The following is a 14731-nucleotide window of genomic DNA, read 5'->3' as shown; positions in this document are numbered from 1 at the left end:
CGACCGGGCGATCCAGTACGCCGCAGCTTCTCCACCGAATCACGAACGCCTCTGGAATACTGGATCACCCGGTCGAGTGTTTAGCCCGGACAGATCACTGACGGGTGATGACAGGGGAGCTAGACCCTGACCGGCCCCAGTTCGTCGAAATGCCCGCGCCGCTGCAGCCAGGCGAGCAGGATCAGGCTCGGGATCGCGACCAGCACGCAGATCACGAAGAACATCTGCCAGCCGACGGCCTTGGCGACATAACCGGCGCCTGACGACAGATAGGTGCGGCCGACCGCGGCGAGCGCCGTGAGCAGCGCGTACTGGGTCGCGGTGTGCAGCGGATTGCGGCACAGCGCCGACAAATAGGCGACGAAGATCACGGTGCCGATCGCGCTGGTGAAATTCTCCGCGGTGATCGCAAGCGCGAGCGCCCATTGATCGACGCCGACATGGGCGAGCCAGGAGAATGAGAGATTGGCGACCGCCTGCAGCACGCCGCCGATCCAGAGGCTGGTCGCGAGCGAATAGCGCCGCGCCACGAAGCCGCCGGCAAAGCCGCCGATCAGGGTCGCGGCAAGGCCGACGCCTTTCACGATCGCCGCGTAATCGACCTTGGAAAAGCCGATGTCGATCACGAACGGCGCGGTCATGGTGCCTGAAAACGCGTCGGTGAACTTGAACAGCACCACAAAGGCGAGCGCCGCGAAGGCGTCCTTGCGGCTGAGGAACTCGGAGAACGCGCCGAGCGCGGCATGTAGCACGCGTTCGGCCGCGTTCTGCGCATGCGTCGCCGCCTCCGCGCCCTTCGATTGCGTCGGCTCGGTCGCCGCAAGCGCGGTGACGATGCCGATCACGACCAGCGCGGCCATCACCACATAGCCCCACATCCAGGCCGACAGGCGCACGAGGCCAGCGGACTCGAAGCCGCTGACGATGAACAGCGCGCCTGCGGTCGAGACCAGCATGCCGACGCGGTAGGCCGCGACATAGGACGCCATGCCGGCGGCCTGCTCGCTTTCAGGCAGGCTTTCGACGCGGAAGGCATCGACCACGATGTCCTGCGTCGACGATGCGGTTGCGACCAGCAGCGCGGCGAAGGCCGCGAACCACGGCGATCGCGCCGGATCGGCCATCGCCAGCACCAGGATCGCCGCGATCAGCAGCAGCTGCGAGAACAGCAGCCAGCCGCGGCGGCGGCCGAACATCTGCGTGAACAGCGGAACATGCAGCGCGTCGACCAGCGGCGCCCAGAGGAATTTCAGCGTGTAGGGCGTGCCGATCAGCGCCAGCAGCCCGATGGTGCCGAGATCGACCCCGGCCTCCTTCATCCAGACCTGCAGCGTCGAGCCCGACAGTGCCAGCGGCAGCCCCGAGGAGAAGCCCAGCAGCAGCACGATCAGCACCCGCGGCTGCAGATACACCGCAAAACTGTCGCGCCACGAGGTGGCGGCGGGGGGATTCTTTTCCGACTGGGTCGCGGTCACTTCGGGCGCGGTCATGCCCCTCTGTTAGCAGATTCGACCGCAGCTGCCTTGGCTCCCTCTCCCCGCTCTTTCGCGGGGAGAGGGTTGGGGTGAGGGGCTTTCTCAGCGAATTATGCCGTGCGCAGTATGCGGAAGCTCCCCCTCACCCGAAATTCGCGCGATGCGCGAATTTCGACCTCTCCCCGCAAGCGGGGCGAGGTGGCTACTCCCCTGCCTGCAGCTTGCGCGGGGCGGGGAACAGGTCGGGGGCGGGCTTGACGAAGCGGGGGACCTCGATCGGGGTCTCGGACTTGCTGAAGTCGAGTTCCTCGATCCGGCCGGCGCGTTTCTCGATCTTGTCGGCGGAGATCAGGATCTGCCTGACGTCCTCGTTCACCTGGCCGAAATGGGTCTGCAGCTTGAGCACGCGCTCGCGCAGGCGGCCGAGGTCGTCGCCGAGATGCATCACCTCGTTGCGGATCTGGTCGGCGGCGTCGCGAATGCGGGCGTCCTTCAGGATCTGCTGCATCACCTGGATCGCCAGCATCAAGAGCGAGGGCGACACCAGCACGACGCGGGCACGATAGGCCTTCTGGATCACGTCGTCGAAGCCGTCATGGATCTCGGCATAGACCGATTCCGACGGCACGAACATCAGCGCGGTGTCCTGGGTCTCGCCCGGGATCAGGTACTTCTCCGCGATGTCGCTGACATGCTTCAGCACGTCGGCGCGCAGCCGCTGGCTGGCGAATTTGCGCTCCTCGTCGCTGCGCGCATCGTGCAGCGCGGTCATGGCCTCGAGCGGGAATTTCGCGTCGATGCAGAGCGGGCGCTGGTCGGGCAGAAACACCACGCAGTCCGGCCGCTTGCCCGACGTCAGCGTGTACTGGAACTCGAACGAGCCCTTCGGCATGCCGTCCTGGACGATCGCCTCCATCCGCGCCTGGCCGAAGGCGCCGCGCGATTGCTTGTTGGCGAGCACGTCGCGCAGCGTCGTCACCTGGGTGGTGAGCTCGTTGAGGTTCTTGTGGGCGTGGTCGATGATGCCGAGCCGCTCGTGCAGCACGCGCAGCGAATCCATCGTGTTGCGGGTCGATTGCTCCATCGACTGGCCGACCCGGTGGGTCACCGAATCGAGCCGCTCGTTGACGGCGCGGGCCATCTCGGCCTGGCGGCCGGCCAGTGCCTGCGCCATAGTATCAACCTTGGCATCGACCCGCCCGGAGGATTCGCTCTGGGCCCGGAGCATGTCGGCGAGGCGCTCCTCCAGCTCGTCGGCGCGGATGGCCTGGGCCATCGCGAGTTCCGCGCCGCGCCGGCTGGCGCGTGCGATCACCAGCGCAATGGCGAACAACAGGATCAGCGCCAGCGCCCCAAGGCCGATCAAGGCGTCGGAGACACGGACGGGAAGGTCGCCAATCGTGAGGAGAATCTCGTTCATGCCGGCAGTTGTAGCCGATTCGCGGCCCGGCGCGAACGAAGAGGGAACGCTTATGGGAAATGCATCCCTGATTTTCCGGGTTAATGCGGAGTGAAGAAACGTGGTTAACGTTGTCCTAACGGGTTCCTGAGCGCATTGACCCCATGAAGTCAGCAGCTTAAATCGCCGCCATGGCATTAAGAGAAATTATCATCCTGCCGGACAAGCAGTTGCGGCTGGTGTCGAAACCGATCGAGAAGGTGACGCCGGAGATCCGCAAGCTGGCCGACGACATGCTCGAGACCATGTATGACGCGCCCGGCATTGGGCTCGCGGCGATTCAGGTCGCGCAGCCGCTGCGGCTGATCACCATGGATCTCGCCAAGCGCGACGAGAACGGCGAGACCACGGCGAAGCCGCGCGTCTTCATCAATCCGGAGATCATTGCGCGTTCGGAAGAACTGTCGGTGTACGAAGAGGGCTGCCTGTCGATCCCCGAATATTACGAGGAGGTCGAGCGGCCGGCGCGGGTGCGCGTGCGATTCACCGATCTCGACGGCACGGTGCATGAGGAGGATGCGGAAGGACTCTACGCCACCTGCATCCAGCACGAAATCGATCATCTCAACGGCGTGCTGTTCGTGGATTATCTGTCGAAACTGAAGCGCGACCGCGTGTTCAAGAAATTCGAGAAGGCCGCCAAGCGCGCGGCGGAGTAGGCGCGGTCGCTTTCCCGGACGCGTCATGGCCGGGCTTGACCCGGCCATCCACGTCTTGCTTCGCTGTCGCCGAAAACGTGGATGCCCGGGGCTTCTTGTGCGAAGACGCGCTTCGCGCTTAAGCACTCCAACTGCTACCGAGCCTGTTTAATGCCTCTCCGCCTGATCTTCATGGGCACGCCCGATTTCGCGGTGCCGACGCTGCTGGAGCTCGTAGCCCATGGCCATGAGGTCGTGGCGGTCTACACCCGCGCGCCGAAGCCGGGCGGGCGACGCGGCCTGCAGCTGCGGCCGACGCCGGTCGAGCAGGAGGCGCGCCGCCTCGGCATTCCCGTGCTGACGCCGAAGACCCTCAAAACGCCGGAAGCACTCGAGGAGTTTCGCGCGCATGACGCAGACGCCGCCGTCGTCGTCGCCTATGGCATGATCCTGCCGCAGGCCATTCTCGACGCGCCGAAGCTCGGCTGCTTCAACCTGCATGCCTCGTTGCTGCCGCGCTGGCGCGGCGCCGCGCCGATCAACCGCGCCATCATGGCGGGCGATGCCGAGAGCGGCGTGATGGTGATGAAGATGGATGTCGGCCTCGACACCGGCGACGTCGCGATGGCCGAGCGGTTGCCGATCACGGACAGTATGACGGCATCCGATCTGCACGACGCGCTGGCGCCGCTCGGTGCCGACCTGATGGTGCGCGCGATGGCGGCGCTCGGGCGCGGCGGCTTGCAACTGACGAAGCAGAGCGCGGACGGCGTCACCTATGCGGCCAAGATCGAGAAGGCCGAGGCGCGGATCGACTGGACACAGCCGGCGCATATGGTGCTGCGGCACATTCACGGGCTCTCGCCGTTTCCCGGCGCCTGGTGCGAGCTTGCCGGCGAAGGCGAGCCGGTGCGGCTGAAGATCCTGCGCTGCGAGCTGGCGAAAGGCTCGGGCGCACCGGGCGCTGTGCTCGACGACAACTTCGCGATCGCCTGCGGCGACGGCGCGATCCGGATCCTCGAACTGCAGCGCGCCGGCAAGGCGCCGATGAAGGCAGCGGATTTCTTGCGCGGCACGCCGTTGAAGCCGCCTGCGCGGCTCGGCTGATGCCCCGCTACAAGCTCACCATCGAATATGACGGCACGCCGTTCTCCGGCTGGCAGATCCAGGACACCGCGCCGACCGTGCAGGGCGCGCTGGAGGCGGCGGTCAAGGCGATCTGCGGCGAGGACGTGCGCGTCCACGGCGCAGGGCGTACCGATGCCGGAGTGCATGCGCGCGGCCAGGTCGCGCATTGCGACATCGCCAAGCATTTTCCGCCCGGCCGCTTTCGCGACGGGCTGAATGCGCATCTGCGGCCCAATCCGATCGGCGTGCTCGCGGCTGACATCGTGCCCGACGATTTCGAGGCGCGGTTCTCCGCGACCAGGCGGCACTATCTCTATCGCATCACCAACACGCGCGCGAACCTCGCGCTCGACATCGGCCGCGTCTGGCGCGTGCCGCGCGCGCTCGATGCTGACGCGATGCACGCCGCCGCGCAGCGCCTGCTCGGCAAGCACGATTTCACCACCTTCCGCGACACCGAGTGCCAGGCCAAATCGCCGGAGAAGACGCTCGATCAGCTCGACGTCACCCGTGATGGCGCCGCCATCAACATCGTGACGTCGGCGCGCTCGTTCCTGCACAGCCAGGTGCGCTCGATGGTGGGCTCGCTGGTCTGGGTCGGCGAGGGTCGCTGGAGCGCCGACGATCTTGCCGGTGCGCTCGCCGCCCGCAACCGCGCCGCCTGCGGCCCCGTGGCGCCGCCGGACGGGCTCTACCTGATGCGGGTGGATTACTAGGCGGTGTGAATGATCTTGTAGGGTGTGAGCCTACCCGAAATACCACGCTGTATCTGGTGCAGGTGGATGACTGGTAGCCCCAACCCCTACTGTGCATGGGGTTGTTTTCGATGTTTTTGTCCAGCCGGGCGGCTGGCCTACTCGAAATATCGCTCCAGCACGCCGCGATAGATCTTCGTCAGCTTCTCCAGATCAGCCACCGGCGTGCGCTCGTCGACCTGGTGCATGGTCTGACCGACCAGGCCGAATTCGATCACCGGGCAATAGCTCGAGATGAAGCGCGCATCCGAGGTGCCGCCGGAGGTCGATAGCTCCGGCCTGCGGCCGGTGACCTCCTCGATCGCGGCGACCGCGAGGTCGGTGAACGGGCCGGGCTGGGTGACGAACACGTTCGAGTTCGAGGGTTGCCAATCGATATGGGCGCGGATCCGATTGCCGCAGGCTTTCGCCAGCCGCTCATCGACGATCTGCCGCAGGCTCTCCTGGGTGTGGTTGTCGTTGTAGCGGATGTTGAACTTCGCCCGTGCCTGGCCGGGGATCACGTTGGTCGCGGTGTTGCCGACATCGACGGTGGTGAATTCGAGGTTGCTGGCCTGGAACTGCGCGCTGCCGTGATCGAGCGGCTCGTCGCTCAGCGCCACGATCAGCCGCGAGATATCAGGCACCGGATTGGAGGCGCGGTGCGGATAGGCGACGTGGCCCTGCACGCCCTCGACGACCAGCGTGCCGGACTGCGAGCCGCGCCGGCCGATCTTGATCATGTCGCCCAGCACCTCGACATTCGAGGGCTCGCCGAGCACGCAATGATCGAATGTCTCGCCACGCTCGGCGCACCATTTCAACAGCTTGACGGTGCCGTTGATCGAGACGTCTTCCTCATCGCCGGTGATCAGGAAGGAGATCGAGCCGTTGCCATTCTCTTGTGGCTTGCCGCCGTGGTCCTGCAGATATTGCAGCACCGCGGCGACGCTGCAGGCGATACCGCCCTTCATGTCGACGGCGCCGCGGCCATAGAGATAACCGTCCTTCACCTCGCCGGAGAACGCGCCGAGCGTCCACGCGGCTTCATCGCCAGGCGGCACGACGTCGGTGTGGCCGGCGAAGGTGATATGCGGCGCCGAGGTGCCGATGCGCGCATAGAGGTTGTCGATATCGGCGGTGCCGGGCTCGGAGAAGGTCACGCGGTGGACTTCGAAGCCTGCGGCTTTCAGCAGGTTTTCGAGCACGCCAAGCGCGCCGGCGTCGGCCGGGGTGACGGAGGGGCAGCGAACGAGATCGCGGGTAATCGAGACGGCATCACTCATGCGCCTCGCTTAACACGTCACACGGCGGGTGGACCAGCTTTGTGCGGCACGATATCGAGCTCGCTCTGCTGATCCCAGCCGCGCGCGGAGCGCGACCCGCTGTCGCGGCCTTGCCGCACATGGGTTTTCCCAAGCGGATTGGGGCCGTAGCGATTGGGGTAGCTGGTGCCGCGCAGAAAGGCGAGCTCGACGAAGCCCCAGACGTAAAGCACGAAGACGATCAGGCCCGCGGCCGTCACCCAATAGGATTCATCGGAGAGCCGGTCCGAGAACTGGCTCATGAGACCCGGGATCGCGAAGAACGGGACCATCCACCAGCCGCTCTTGTCGCGGTCGTGCAGGCGCTTGATCGAGACCGCGACATAGACCCAAACGAACAAGAACGTTCCGCAGGCCTTGACCAGCAATGCCGGCAATCCGGCCCAGCTCAGCGATTTGTAGCTGTCGGGGTCGAAGGCCCGGAAGATGTCGTCGACATTGAAGCTGAACCCGTTCTTGCCGCCGAGGCCGGCCGAGACCGCCAGCAAAGCCAGGAACATCATCCAGCAGACGATGATCAGCCCTGCGAGCCAGAATTTGGCCCGGTTGACGCGGCCCTTGAAGCCGAACAGGTAATTGGCCCAGTCCATGAAAATAAGCTCCGGGCTGCGGCAATTCTTCGCGGCCCGGAGATATGTCGGCGTCGGATCGAAATTGGTTCGATCAGTCCAGACCCGTCGTCCTGAGGTGCGAGCCTTGCGGCGCAATTGCGCCGCTGGGCGAGCCTCGAAGGATGCACGGCCCCGCTGGTGGCCGTCGACCCTTCGAGACGCCTGCTTCGCAGGCTCCTCAGGGTGACGGTGATGGACTGATCTCGCGGCGAAAAAGCGATCAATCCCGCAGCAGCTCGTTGATGCTGGTCTTGGCGCGGGTGCGCTCGTCGACCCGCTTGACGATCACGGCGCAGGCGGTGGCAGGTCCCGGCTGGCCGTTCTTCAGCGGCTTGGCCGGCAGGGTGCCGGGCACCACGACGGCATATTCCGGGACCTCGCCGACGAAGATTTCGCCGGTCTCGCGGTCGACGATCTTGGTCGAGGCGCCGAGGAACACGCCCATCGACAGCACCGCGCCCTTGCGCACGATCACGCCCTCGGCGACCTCCGAGCGCGCGCCGATGAAGCAGTCGTCCTCGACGATCACGGGCTCGGCCTGCAGCGGCTCGAGCACGCCGCCGATGCCGACGCCGCCGGAGATGTGCACGCGCTTGCCGATCTGGGCGCAGGAGCCGACCGTCGACCAGGTGTCGATCATGGTGGCTTCATCGACATAGGCGCCGAGATTGACGAAGGAGGGCATCAGCACGACGTTGCGGGCGATGAAGGCCGAGCGGCGCACGATCGCGCCCGGCACGGCGCGGAAGCCGGCGTCGCGGAAACGGTTCTCGCCCCAGCCCTCGAACTTCGACGGCACCTTGTCCCACCACGATGCCTTGCCCGGGCCGCCCGCGATCTGGCCCATGTCGTTGAGGCGGAACGACAGCAGCACGGCCTTCTTCAGCCACTGGTTGACCTTCCACTTGCCGCTCGTCTCGCGCTCGGCGACACGGGCCTCGCCCTTGTCGAGCAGCTCCAGCGCGTGGTCGACCGCCTCGCGGACCTCGCCCTTGGTCGAGGTCGAAATGCCTTCGCGGGCGTCGAACGCGGTGTTGACGGTGGTTTCGAGGGCGGACAGCGACATCGGGACAATCCTTGGCGTATCGGGGATTATGACGGGATTTTGCGGGGCTTTTTTCGGAATTTGGGGCCGCGGAGTCAAGGCAAACTCCTCCGTCGCCGAGTGGTCTCTCTTCCGTCGTCTCCGTCGTCCCGGCCTTCGCCGGGACGACACCTGTTGAGAGGCTACGGCTTCAGCCCCTGCAGGAAGCCGGTGAGATCGTCCGTGACATGGTCGACATGGTCGGCGTCGCGGCCTTCGAGCTCCCAGGTCTCGCGCACCACCTCCTGGCTGCCGTCGGGCACGACCAGCACGGTGGTCATGCCGAGCTCATGCGGCACCACGAGGTTGCGCGCGAGGTCCTCGAACATCGCAGCCCTCGCCGGATCGACGTCGTGGAGCCTGAGGAACTTCTGGTAGGTCTGCGGTGCCGGCTTCGGCTCGAGATCGGCGGCGATGATGTCGAACACGCCGTCGAAATGGTTGCCGATGCCGAGCCGGCCCAGCACCGCATCGACATGGTCGACCGAGCCGTTGGTCAGGATCAGCTTGCGCCCCGGCAGTTTTGCGATCGCGGCTCCCATCGCCGGATTCGGCTGCAGCGGCGAGTGGTCGATCTTGTGCACATAAGCGAGATAGTCGTCGGCCTGCACGCTGTGCTCGGTCATCATACCGCGCATCGTGGTGCCGTAGCGCAGGTAGTAGTCCTTCTGCAGCCGCCGTGCTTCCTCGGGAGAGATCTTCAGCCAGTTGCTGACGAACTCGCCGATCCGCGCATCGACCTGCTGCCACAGGTTGACGTGATGCGGGTACAGGGTGTTGTCGAGGTCGAACACCCAGGTCTCGACATGGCTGAAGCTGCGGGGAGTATTCATTGTGGCTCTCCACTTGTCAGCGTGAACGTCGTTCCGCCCTCCGCCGTCGTCCTGGCGAAAGCCAGGACCCATACCGCGGAATCTATCAATGTGGCACGGTGCTCGTCGTTCTTCGCCAAACGCAGTCTTGTGGTAATGGGTCCTGGCCTTCGCCAGGACGACATCGATGTTTGCGGCCTCATTATCTTCATCACGGCATCGCAAAGCGCAGCGTCTTGCCGCCGCTGGTCATGTCGACGGTGGTGAAGCCGAGTGCGGCGAGGCCGCGGGTGCTGCAGTCGCCCTGTTCGTTGATCTCGAACTTGCTTTCGCGGGTGCAGAGCTGGACCCCGCCGCCCCAGTTCAGCGGCTTGTCCTTGATGCGGATGGCCCGGTTGTCGTTGTCGACCGCTTCAGCAAACGAATAGATCTGCTTCGGCGTGCCTGACACGTCCGGATGCAGGCACTTGCCGGGGTCGATGCGATACCAGCCGCGGCTGGTCACCACCTTGCCGTCGTCGGTTGCAACCGCGGCCATCACCTTGTGCGGCGTGTCGTTGCACCAGGTCAGCCCCGATGGCGACGGCTTCTGCACGGCATCGATCATGGTGGCGAAGAAATTCGGCGACTGCACGATGTCGCTGGCGAGCCCGCGACTCCTGAGGAATGCCGCCAGCGCACTCTGGGTCTTCGGCCCGTCGACGCCGTCGATCGGCGCGGCATCGTAGCCCGCGATCACCAAGAGGCGCTGGATGCCGGCGAGGCGCGCCTGCTCGTCGTCATATTCGCTGTCTTCGGCGAGATAGGCGACCAGATGGCCGTCGTCGGTCTTGGTCGGCGTGATCTGGGTGAATTGCGCGGGCATCTGGCCGGAACGGCATTGTCGCGCGGCGGCGATCACGAAATTGTCCTGCGCCACGCAGAGCGTGTCGGTGCCGTTCTGCGGGATCGGCGAGGCGCCGTAGACGCCGAGCGCCCGCGCATTGAGCAGCACGCGGTCGGCGGTGAGCGCGCCCTGCACCACGACCCGGCAGGTCGCGGGATCGATGCGGAACCAGCCGCGTGTCGCGGTCGCGGCCTTGTCGTCGATGCCGATCGCGGCCTCGATCACATAGCTCATGCGGTTGCAGAGCTTGAGATCGGCATGCGCCGGCGCCGACGAGAACAGGAACGACACCAGCGCGGCCGGCAGCGCCATCGCGAGCCGCGCCGCCGGCGACCGGCGAGGGATCCTCGCCGTGTGTCCCGCGTCTGCCATTACTTGTGGATCAGCGTGCCGGTGCCCTGGTTGGTGAAGAGCTCGAGCAGCACCGCGTGCTGCGTCTTGCCGTCGATGATCACGACGCCCTGCACGCCCTGTTCGAGCGCGTAGATGCAGGTCTCGACCTTCGGGATCATGCCGCCGGAAATCGTGCCGTCGGCGATCAGCTTGCGGGCTTCCTTGATCGACAGGTCCGGAATCAGCTTCTTGGACTTGTCGAGCACGCCCGGCACGTCGGTCAGCAGCAGCAGGCGCTTGGCCTTCAGCGCGCCCGCGATCGCGCCGGCGAAGGTGTCGGCGTTGATGTTCAGGGTCTGGCCGTCCTGCGAGGTCGCGAGCGGCGCCAGCACCGGGATCAGCTCATAGCCGATCAGCTGATTGAGCAGCGTGAGGTCGACCTTTTCGGGATCGCCGACGAAGCCGAGATCGATGGCCTTCTCGATGTTGGAATCCGGATCGACCATGGTGCGCGTCGTCTTCGACGCCTTCACCATGTTGCCGTCCTTGCCGGAGAGGCCTACGGCCTTGCCGCCCGCCTCGTTGATGTAGCCGACGATCTGCTTGTTGACCGAGCCCGCCAGCACCATCTCGACGATCTCGATGGTCGCGGCGTCGGTGATGCGCAGGCCCGCGGCGAATTCCGACTGGATGCCGAGGCGCTTCAGCATGGTCGCGATCTGCGGCCCACCGCCATGCACGACCACCGGATTGATCGCGGTCTGCTCGAGCAGCACGATGTCGCGCGCGAACGCCTTCGCGGTGTCCTCGGCGCCCATGGCATGGCCGCCATATTTGATGACGATGGTTTCCTCGTCATATTCCTGCATGTGCGGCAGCGCCTCGGACAGGATGCGGGCCTGATCGAGCGGGCTGATGTGCTGGTCGGTCATGGGGCTGGTCTCGTCGTCAGCGGAGGGGTGGCGCGGTTCTATCTGATTGGCGGGCAGGGCGCAAAGCGGTCTTGACCCTCTCCCCTTGTGGGAGAGGGTGGCTTCGATGCGGCGGCATCGAAGCCGGGTGAGGGGTCTGTCTCCGCGGATAGAGACCCCTCATCCGGCGCGGATTGCATCCGCGCCACCTTCTCCCACAAGGGGAGAAGGAAGTATGGCGGTCATCACCGCTTCGGCCACACCGCCGCGACCGCCAGTACCAGCCAGCTCAGGATCAAGAGCGTTCCGCCGGTCGGCGCAGCCATCGGAAACAATCCATGGCCGGCATATTGGCGCAGCACGAGGTCGCCCGCGAACAATGACGCCGCGATGACGAAGCCGGCCGCCGCCACGACTGCGAGCTTCGCATGGATGATCGCGCGATCCGCGACCGCGATGGTCGCGACTACGGCGGGTGCATGGAACAGCAGCATCGAGGATGCCGCCGCCAGCCGTGTGGCGTCAGGCAGATGGGCTGCGGCCGCCGCCAGCATCACGCCGCAAGCGCCCATGATGGCGGCAAGGCCGATCAGGAAGCGGGATGCGCCGCTCATCGGCGCCGTTCCTCGATCAGGCGCACCATGGCGGCACGCAGCTCCGGCATGCCGTCGCCGGTGCGCGACGAGGTCACCAGCACTTCGGGGAAGGCGGCGGGATGTTTTGCGAGCGTTGCTGACGTGTCGGCGATGACGGTCTTGAGTTCGCCGGCCTTCACCTGATCGGCCTTGGTCAGCACGACCTGATAGCTCACCGCGGACTTGTCCAGCGTCTTCAGCACGTCGAGATCGACGTCCTTGATGCCGTGGCGCGCGTCGATCAGCACGTAGACCCGCGCCAGTGTCGCGCGCCCGAGCAGGAATTTGTGGATCAGCGCCGTCCACGACGCCACCTTGGTCTTGGGCGCCGAGGCGTAGCCGTAGCCGGGCATGTCGACCAGGCGGAAGCCCGCCTTCTCCGGCCCCTCGAAGAAGATCAGCTCCTGGGTGCGCCCGGGCGTGTGCGAGGTGCGAGCCAGGTTGCTGCGGCCGGTCAGCGCGTTGATCAGGCTCGACTTGCCGACATTGGAGCGGCCGGCAAAGGCGACCTCGAGGCCGGCCATCGGCGGCAGCGTCTCGATCGAGGGCGAGGCCCAGATGAAGCGCCAGTCGCCGGCGAACAGTTTCCGGCCTTGCTCAATTAGCGCCGCATCGGGGTCGGTGCTCATGCGAAGGATTCCATCTCGTCGCGGCCAGACAAAGGCCCAAGGCGGGTCCTTGGCGTAGGACGACCCGGCCATCCAGGTCAACGTCCAGAGCCTCGGTTCTGGCCGTCCTCCAATATGTCGATGCCCGGCACAAGGCCGGGCATGACGTGGTGACGAAGCGCCGTTGCTGGAAGCTACGTCGCCTTCTTTGTCTCAGTCGTCACGCTTTTTTTTTGAAACGTCGACTTCAGATTGTCGAACAGCTCCACCTTCACGCCGTTGCGCCGCATGATGTAGCTCTGCTGCAGCACCGACAGCAGGTTGTTCCAGGCCCAGTAGATCACGAGACCCGCCGGGAAGCCGGCCAGCATGAAGGTGAAGATCAGCGGCATCCAGTCGAAGATCATCTTCTGGGTCGGATCCGGCGGCGCCGGATTGAGCTTCATCTGGACCCACATCGTGATGCCCATGATGATCGGCCAGATACCCATCACCAGATAGGCGCCGAAATGCGGTCCGAGTAGCGCGATCGGATCGAACGGAATGAGGCCGAACAGCGTGAACAGATTGGTCGGATCAGGCGCCGAGAGGTCCTTGATCCAGCCGAAGAACGGCGCGTGCCGCATTTCGATGGTGATGAACAGCACCTTGTAGAGCGAGAAGAACACCGGGATCTGCAAGGCGACGGGAAGACAGCCCGCGATCGGGTTGATCTTCTCCTTCTTGTAGATCTCCATCATCTCCTGCTGCTGCTTCACGCGGTCATCAGGATAACGTTCCTTCAGCGCCTGCAGCTGCGGCTGCACCGACTTCATCTTCGCCATCGAGGCGTAGGACTTGTTGGCGAGCGGGAAGAACAACAGCTTCACGATCACGGTCACCAAGAGGATCGCGATGCCGAAATTGCCGACCAGGCGATAGAACCAGTCGAGCGCCAGGAACATCGGCTTGGTGATGAAGTAGAAATGGCCCCAGTCGATCAGGAGATCGAAATGGTTGAGGCCGAGCTGCTTGTTGTAGCCGCCGAAGCCGACCAGCGGGAAGTTGAGGCCGACCGTGGCGGCCTCCTTCGCGCCGGCGAACAGCCGCCCGTTGGCAACGCCGGTGCCGCCGATCGGAATGGTCTGCGCGCCGAGCATGTAGTCGGTCTGGTAGCGCTTGTCGCCGGTGGTGAAGCGGGCGCTTTCGAGCGTTGCGGTGGTCTCCGGGAGCAGTGCCGTGGCCCAGTATTTGTCGGTGATGCCGAGCCAGCCGTCGGTGACCTTCGTGAACACGATGCCGCGCGAATTTCCGCCGGTTGAGGTCTTGGCCTCGTCGATGTTCTTGTAGCTGAATTCCTGCAGGCCGTGTTCGCCGAGATAGCCGATCGGGCCTTCATGCAGAATCGCGTAGCCGGAGACCGGCGGCTTGCCGCCGCGCGAGATCAGACCGAACGGATACAGCGTCACCGGCGCGCTGCCTTGATTGATAACCTCGTCCTTGATGCTGAAGAGGTAGCGATCGTCGATCGAGATGGTGCGGCGGAAGGTCAGGCCCTGGCCGTTCTCGTATTTCAGAATCACCGGGGTGCTCGGCGACAGGGTGTTCGATCCCTCCTGCTGCCAGACGGTTTCGGCGTTCGGCGTCTTCACCGATGAGCCGTTGGCGGTCAGCCACAGGAACTCGGCGTAATAAGGCTCGGCCGTGCCCGACGGGGAAAGCAGCACGACAGCCGGCGATTTGGGATCGACCGTCTCGCGGAACTGAACCAGCGCCAGGTCGTCGATCCGGGCGCCCTTCAGCGCGATGCTGCCGGTGACGCGCGGGGTCTCGATCTTGATGCGCGGGCCGGAGGCAAGCACCGTCTCGCGGCTCGCGACCGGAGCGTCAGCAGCAGGCGCGCCGGGAGCCGGAGAGGGAGTCGCCGAGGTACCCGGAGCGGTGCCGGGAGCAGCACCCGGAGTCGCCTGCGGCGCCGGCTTCTGCAACTCCGCCTGGCGCTGCGCCTCGCGCTGCTTCTCCATCTGCGGCACATTGTAGAAATATTGCCAGGCGATCAGGACGAGGCCGGACAGAATGACGGCAAGGATCGTGTTGCGGTTGTCGGACATCT

At 65.3% G+C, this 14731-nt stretch carries 14 protein-coding genes; 3 read left to right on the top strand and 11 right to left on the bottom strand.

Annotated elements, in window-relative coordinates; all coding sequences use genetic code 11:
- Positions 1 to 119 precede the first annotated feature (119 nt).
- A complete protein-coding gene (locus ACVI1L_RS10775) occupies positions 120 to 1490 on the bottom strand; it encodes an AmpG family muropeptide MFS transporter (RefSeq protein WP_229192583.1) in 1371 nt (456 codons plus the stop codon).
- Between the two features lie 187 nt (positions 1491 to 1677).
- The gene (locus ACVI1L_RS10770) at positions 1678 to 2895 is read right to left on the bottom strand and encodes a DNA recombination protein RmuC (protein ID WP_456782847.1); all 1218 of its coding nucleotides are present in this window, start codon (positions 2893 to 2895) and stop codon (positions 1678 to 1680) included.
- A 170-nt stretch (positions 2896 to 3065) separates the two neighbouring features.
- Between ACVI1L_RS10770 and def the strand changes: the two genes are divergently transcribed.
- From def to truA, 3 genes are all read left to right on the top strand, one after another.
- Positions 3066 to 3593, top strand: coding sequence for a peptide deformylase (def, locus tag ACVI1L_RS10765; RefSeq protein ID WP_038385628.1), 528 nt, complete (start codon positions 3066 to 3068; stop codon positions 3591 to 3593).
- Positions 3594 to 3743: 150 nt separating this feature from the next.
- Positions 3744 to 4679 (top strand): methionyl-tRNA formyltransferase, encoded by a 936-nt coding sequence (fmt, locus tag ACVI1L_RS10760; protein ID WP_456782846.1) that lies wholly within the window; start codon positions 3744 to 3746, stop codon positions 4677 to 4679.
- Complete coding sequence (gene truA / locus ACVI1L_RS10755) at positions 4679 to 5416, top strand: tRNA pseudouridine(38-40) synthase TruA (RefSeq protein WP_057018975.1); 738 nt, start codon at positions 4679 to 4681, stop codon at positions 5414 to 5416. The genes fmt and truA overlap by 1 nt, the downstream gene beginning before the upstream one ends.
- Before the next feature lie 137 nt (positions 5417 to 5553).
- Here truA and dapE read toward each other — a convergent pair whose 3' ends face one another.
- The 9 genes from dapE to yidC all read right to left on the bottom strand — a co-directional run bounded on the left by dapE (position 5554) and on the right by yidC (position 14729).
- A complete protein-coding gene (gene dapE / locus ACVI1L_RS10750) occupies positions 5554 to 6720 on the bottom strand; it encodes a succinyl-diaminopimelate desuccinylase (RefSeq protein ID WP_456782845.1) in 1167 nt (388 codons plus the stop codon).
- Between the two features lie 17 nt (positions 6721 to 6737).
- Complete coding sequence (locus tag ACVI1L_RS10745; RefSeq protein ID WP_253588649.1) at positions 6738 to 7349, bottom strand: DUF805 domain-containing protein; 612 nt, start codon at positions 7347 to 7349, stop codon at positions 6738 to 6740.
- 241 nt (positions 7350 to 7590) lie between these two features.
- Positions 7591 to 8436 carry a 2,3,4,5-tetrahydropyridine-2,6-dicarboxylate N-succinyltransferase gene (gene dapD, locus ACVI1L_RS10740; RefSeq protein ID WP_028335932.1) on the bottom strand — a complete coding sequence of 282 codons (846 nt, stop codon included), beginning with the start codon at positions 8434 to 8436 and terminating at the stop codon, positions 7591 to 7593.
- Between the two features lie 161 nt (positions 8437 to 8597).
- Complete coding sequence (locus tag ACVI1L_RS10735) at positions 8598 to 9287, bottom strand: pyrimidine 5'-nucleotidase (protein WP_456782844.1); 690 nt, start codon at positions 9285 to 9287, stop codon at positions 8598 to 8600.
- Between the two features lie 190 nt (positions 9288 to 9477).
- Entirely contained in the window at positions 9478 to 10524 is a 1047-nt protein-coding gene (locus tag ACVI1L_RS10730) for a DUF1036 domain-containing protein (protein ID WP_456782843.1), read from the bottom strand.
- Entirely contained in the window at positions 10524 to 11417 is an 894-nt protein-coding gene (gene argB / locus ACVI1L_RS10725; protein ID WP_016848093.1) for an acetylglutamate kinase, read from the bottom strand. The genes ACVI1L_RS10730 and argB overlap by 1 nt, the downstream gene beginning before the upstream one ends.
- Before the next feature lie 224 nt (positions 11418 to 11641).
- Complete coding sequence (locus tag ACVI1L_RS10720) at positions 11642 to 12010, bottom strand: DUF423 domain-containing protein (RefSeq protein ID WP_456782842.1); 369 nt, start codon at positions 12008 to 12010, stop codon at positions 11642 to 11644.
- A complete protein-coding gene (yihA, locus tag ACVI1L_RS10715; protein WP_456782841.1) occupies positions 12007 to 12660 on the bottom strand; it encodes a ribosome biogenesis GTP-binding protein YihA/YsxC in 654 nt (217 codons plus the stop codon). Before yihA ends, ACVI1L_RS10720 begins: the two co-directional genes overlap by 4 nt.
- Before the next feature lie 173 nt (positions 12661 to 12833).
- Positions 12834 to 14729 (bottom strand): membrane protein insertase YidC, encoded by a 1896-nt coding sequence (gene yidC, locus ACVI1L_RS10710; RefSeq protein WP_057018969.1) that lies wholly within the window; start codon positions 14727 to 14729, stop codon positions 12834 to 12836.
- Positions 14730 to 14731: the final 2 nt, after the last annotated feature.

It is taken from the genome of Bradyrhizobium sp. USDA 4516 (assembly GCF_054055915.1).
The sequence above is the reverse complement of the archived record's forward strand: the minus strand, read 5'-3'. Positions and strand labels throughout refer to the sequence as shown.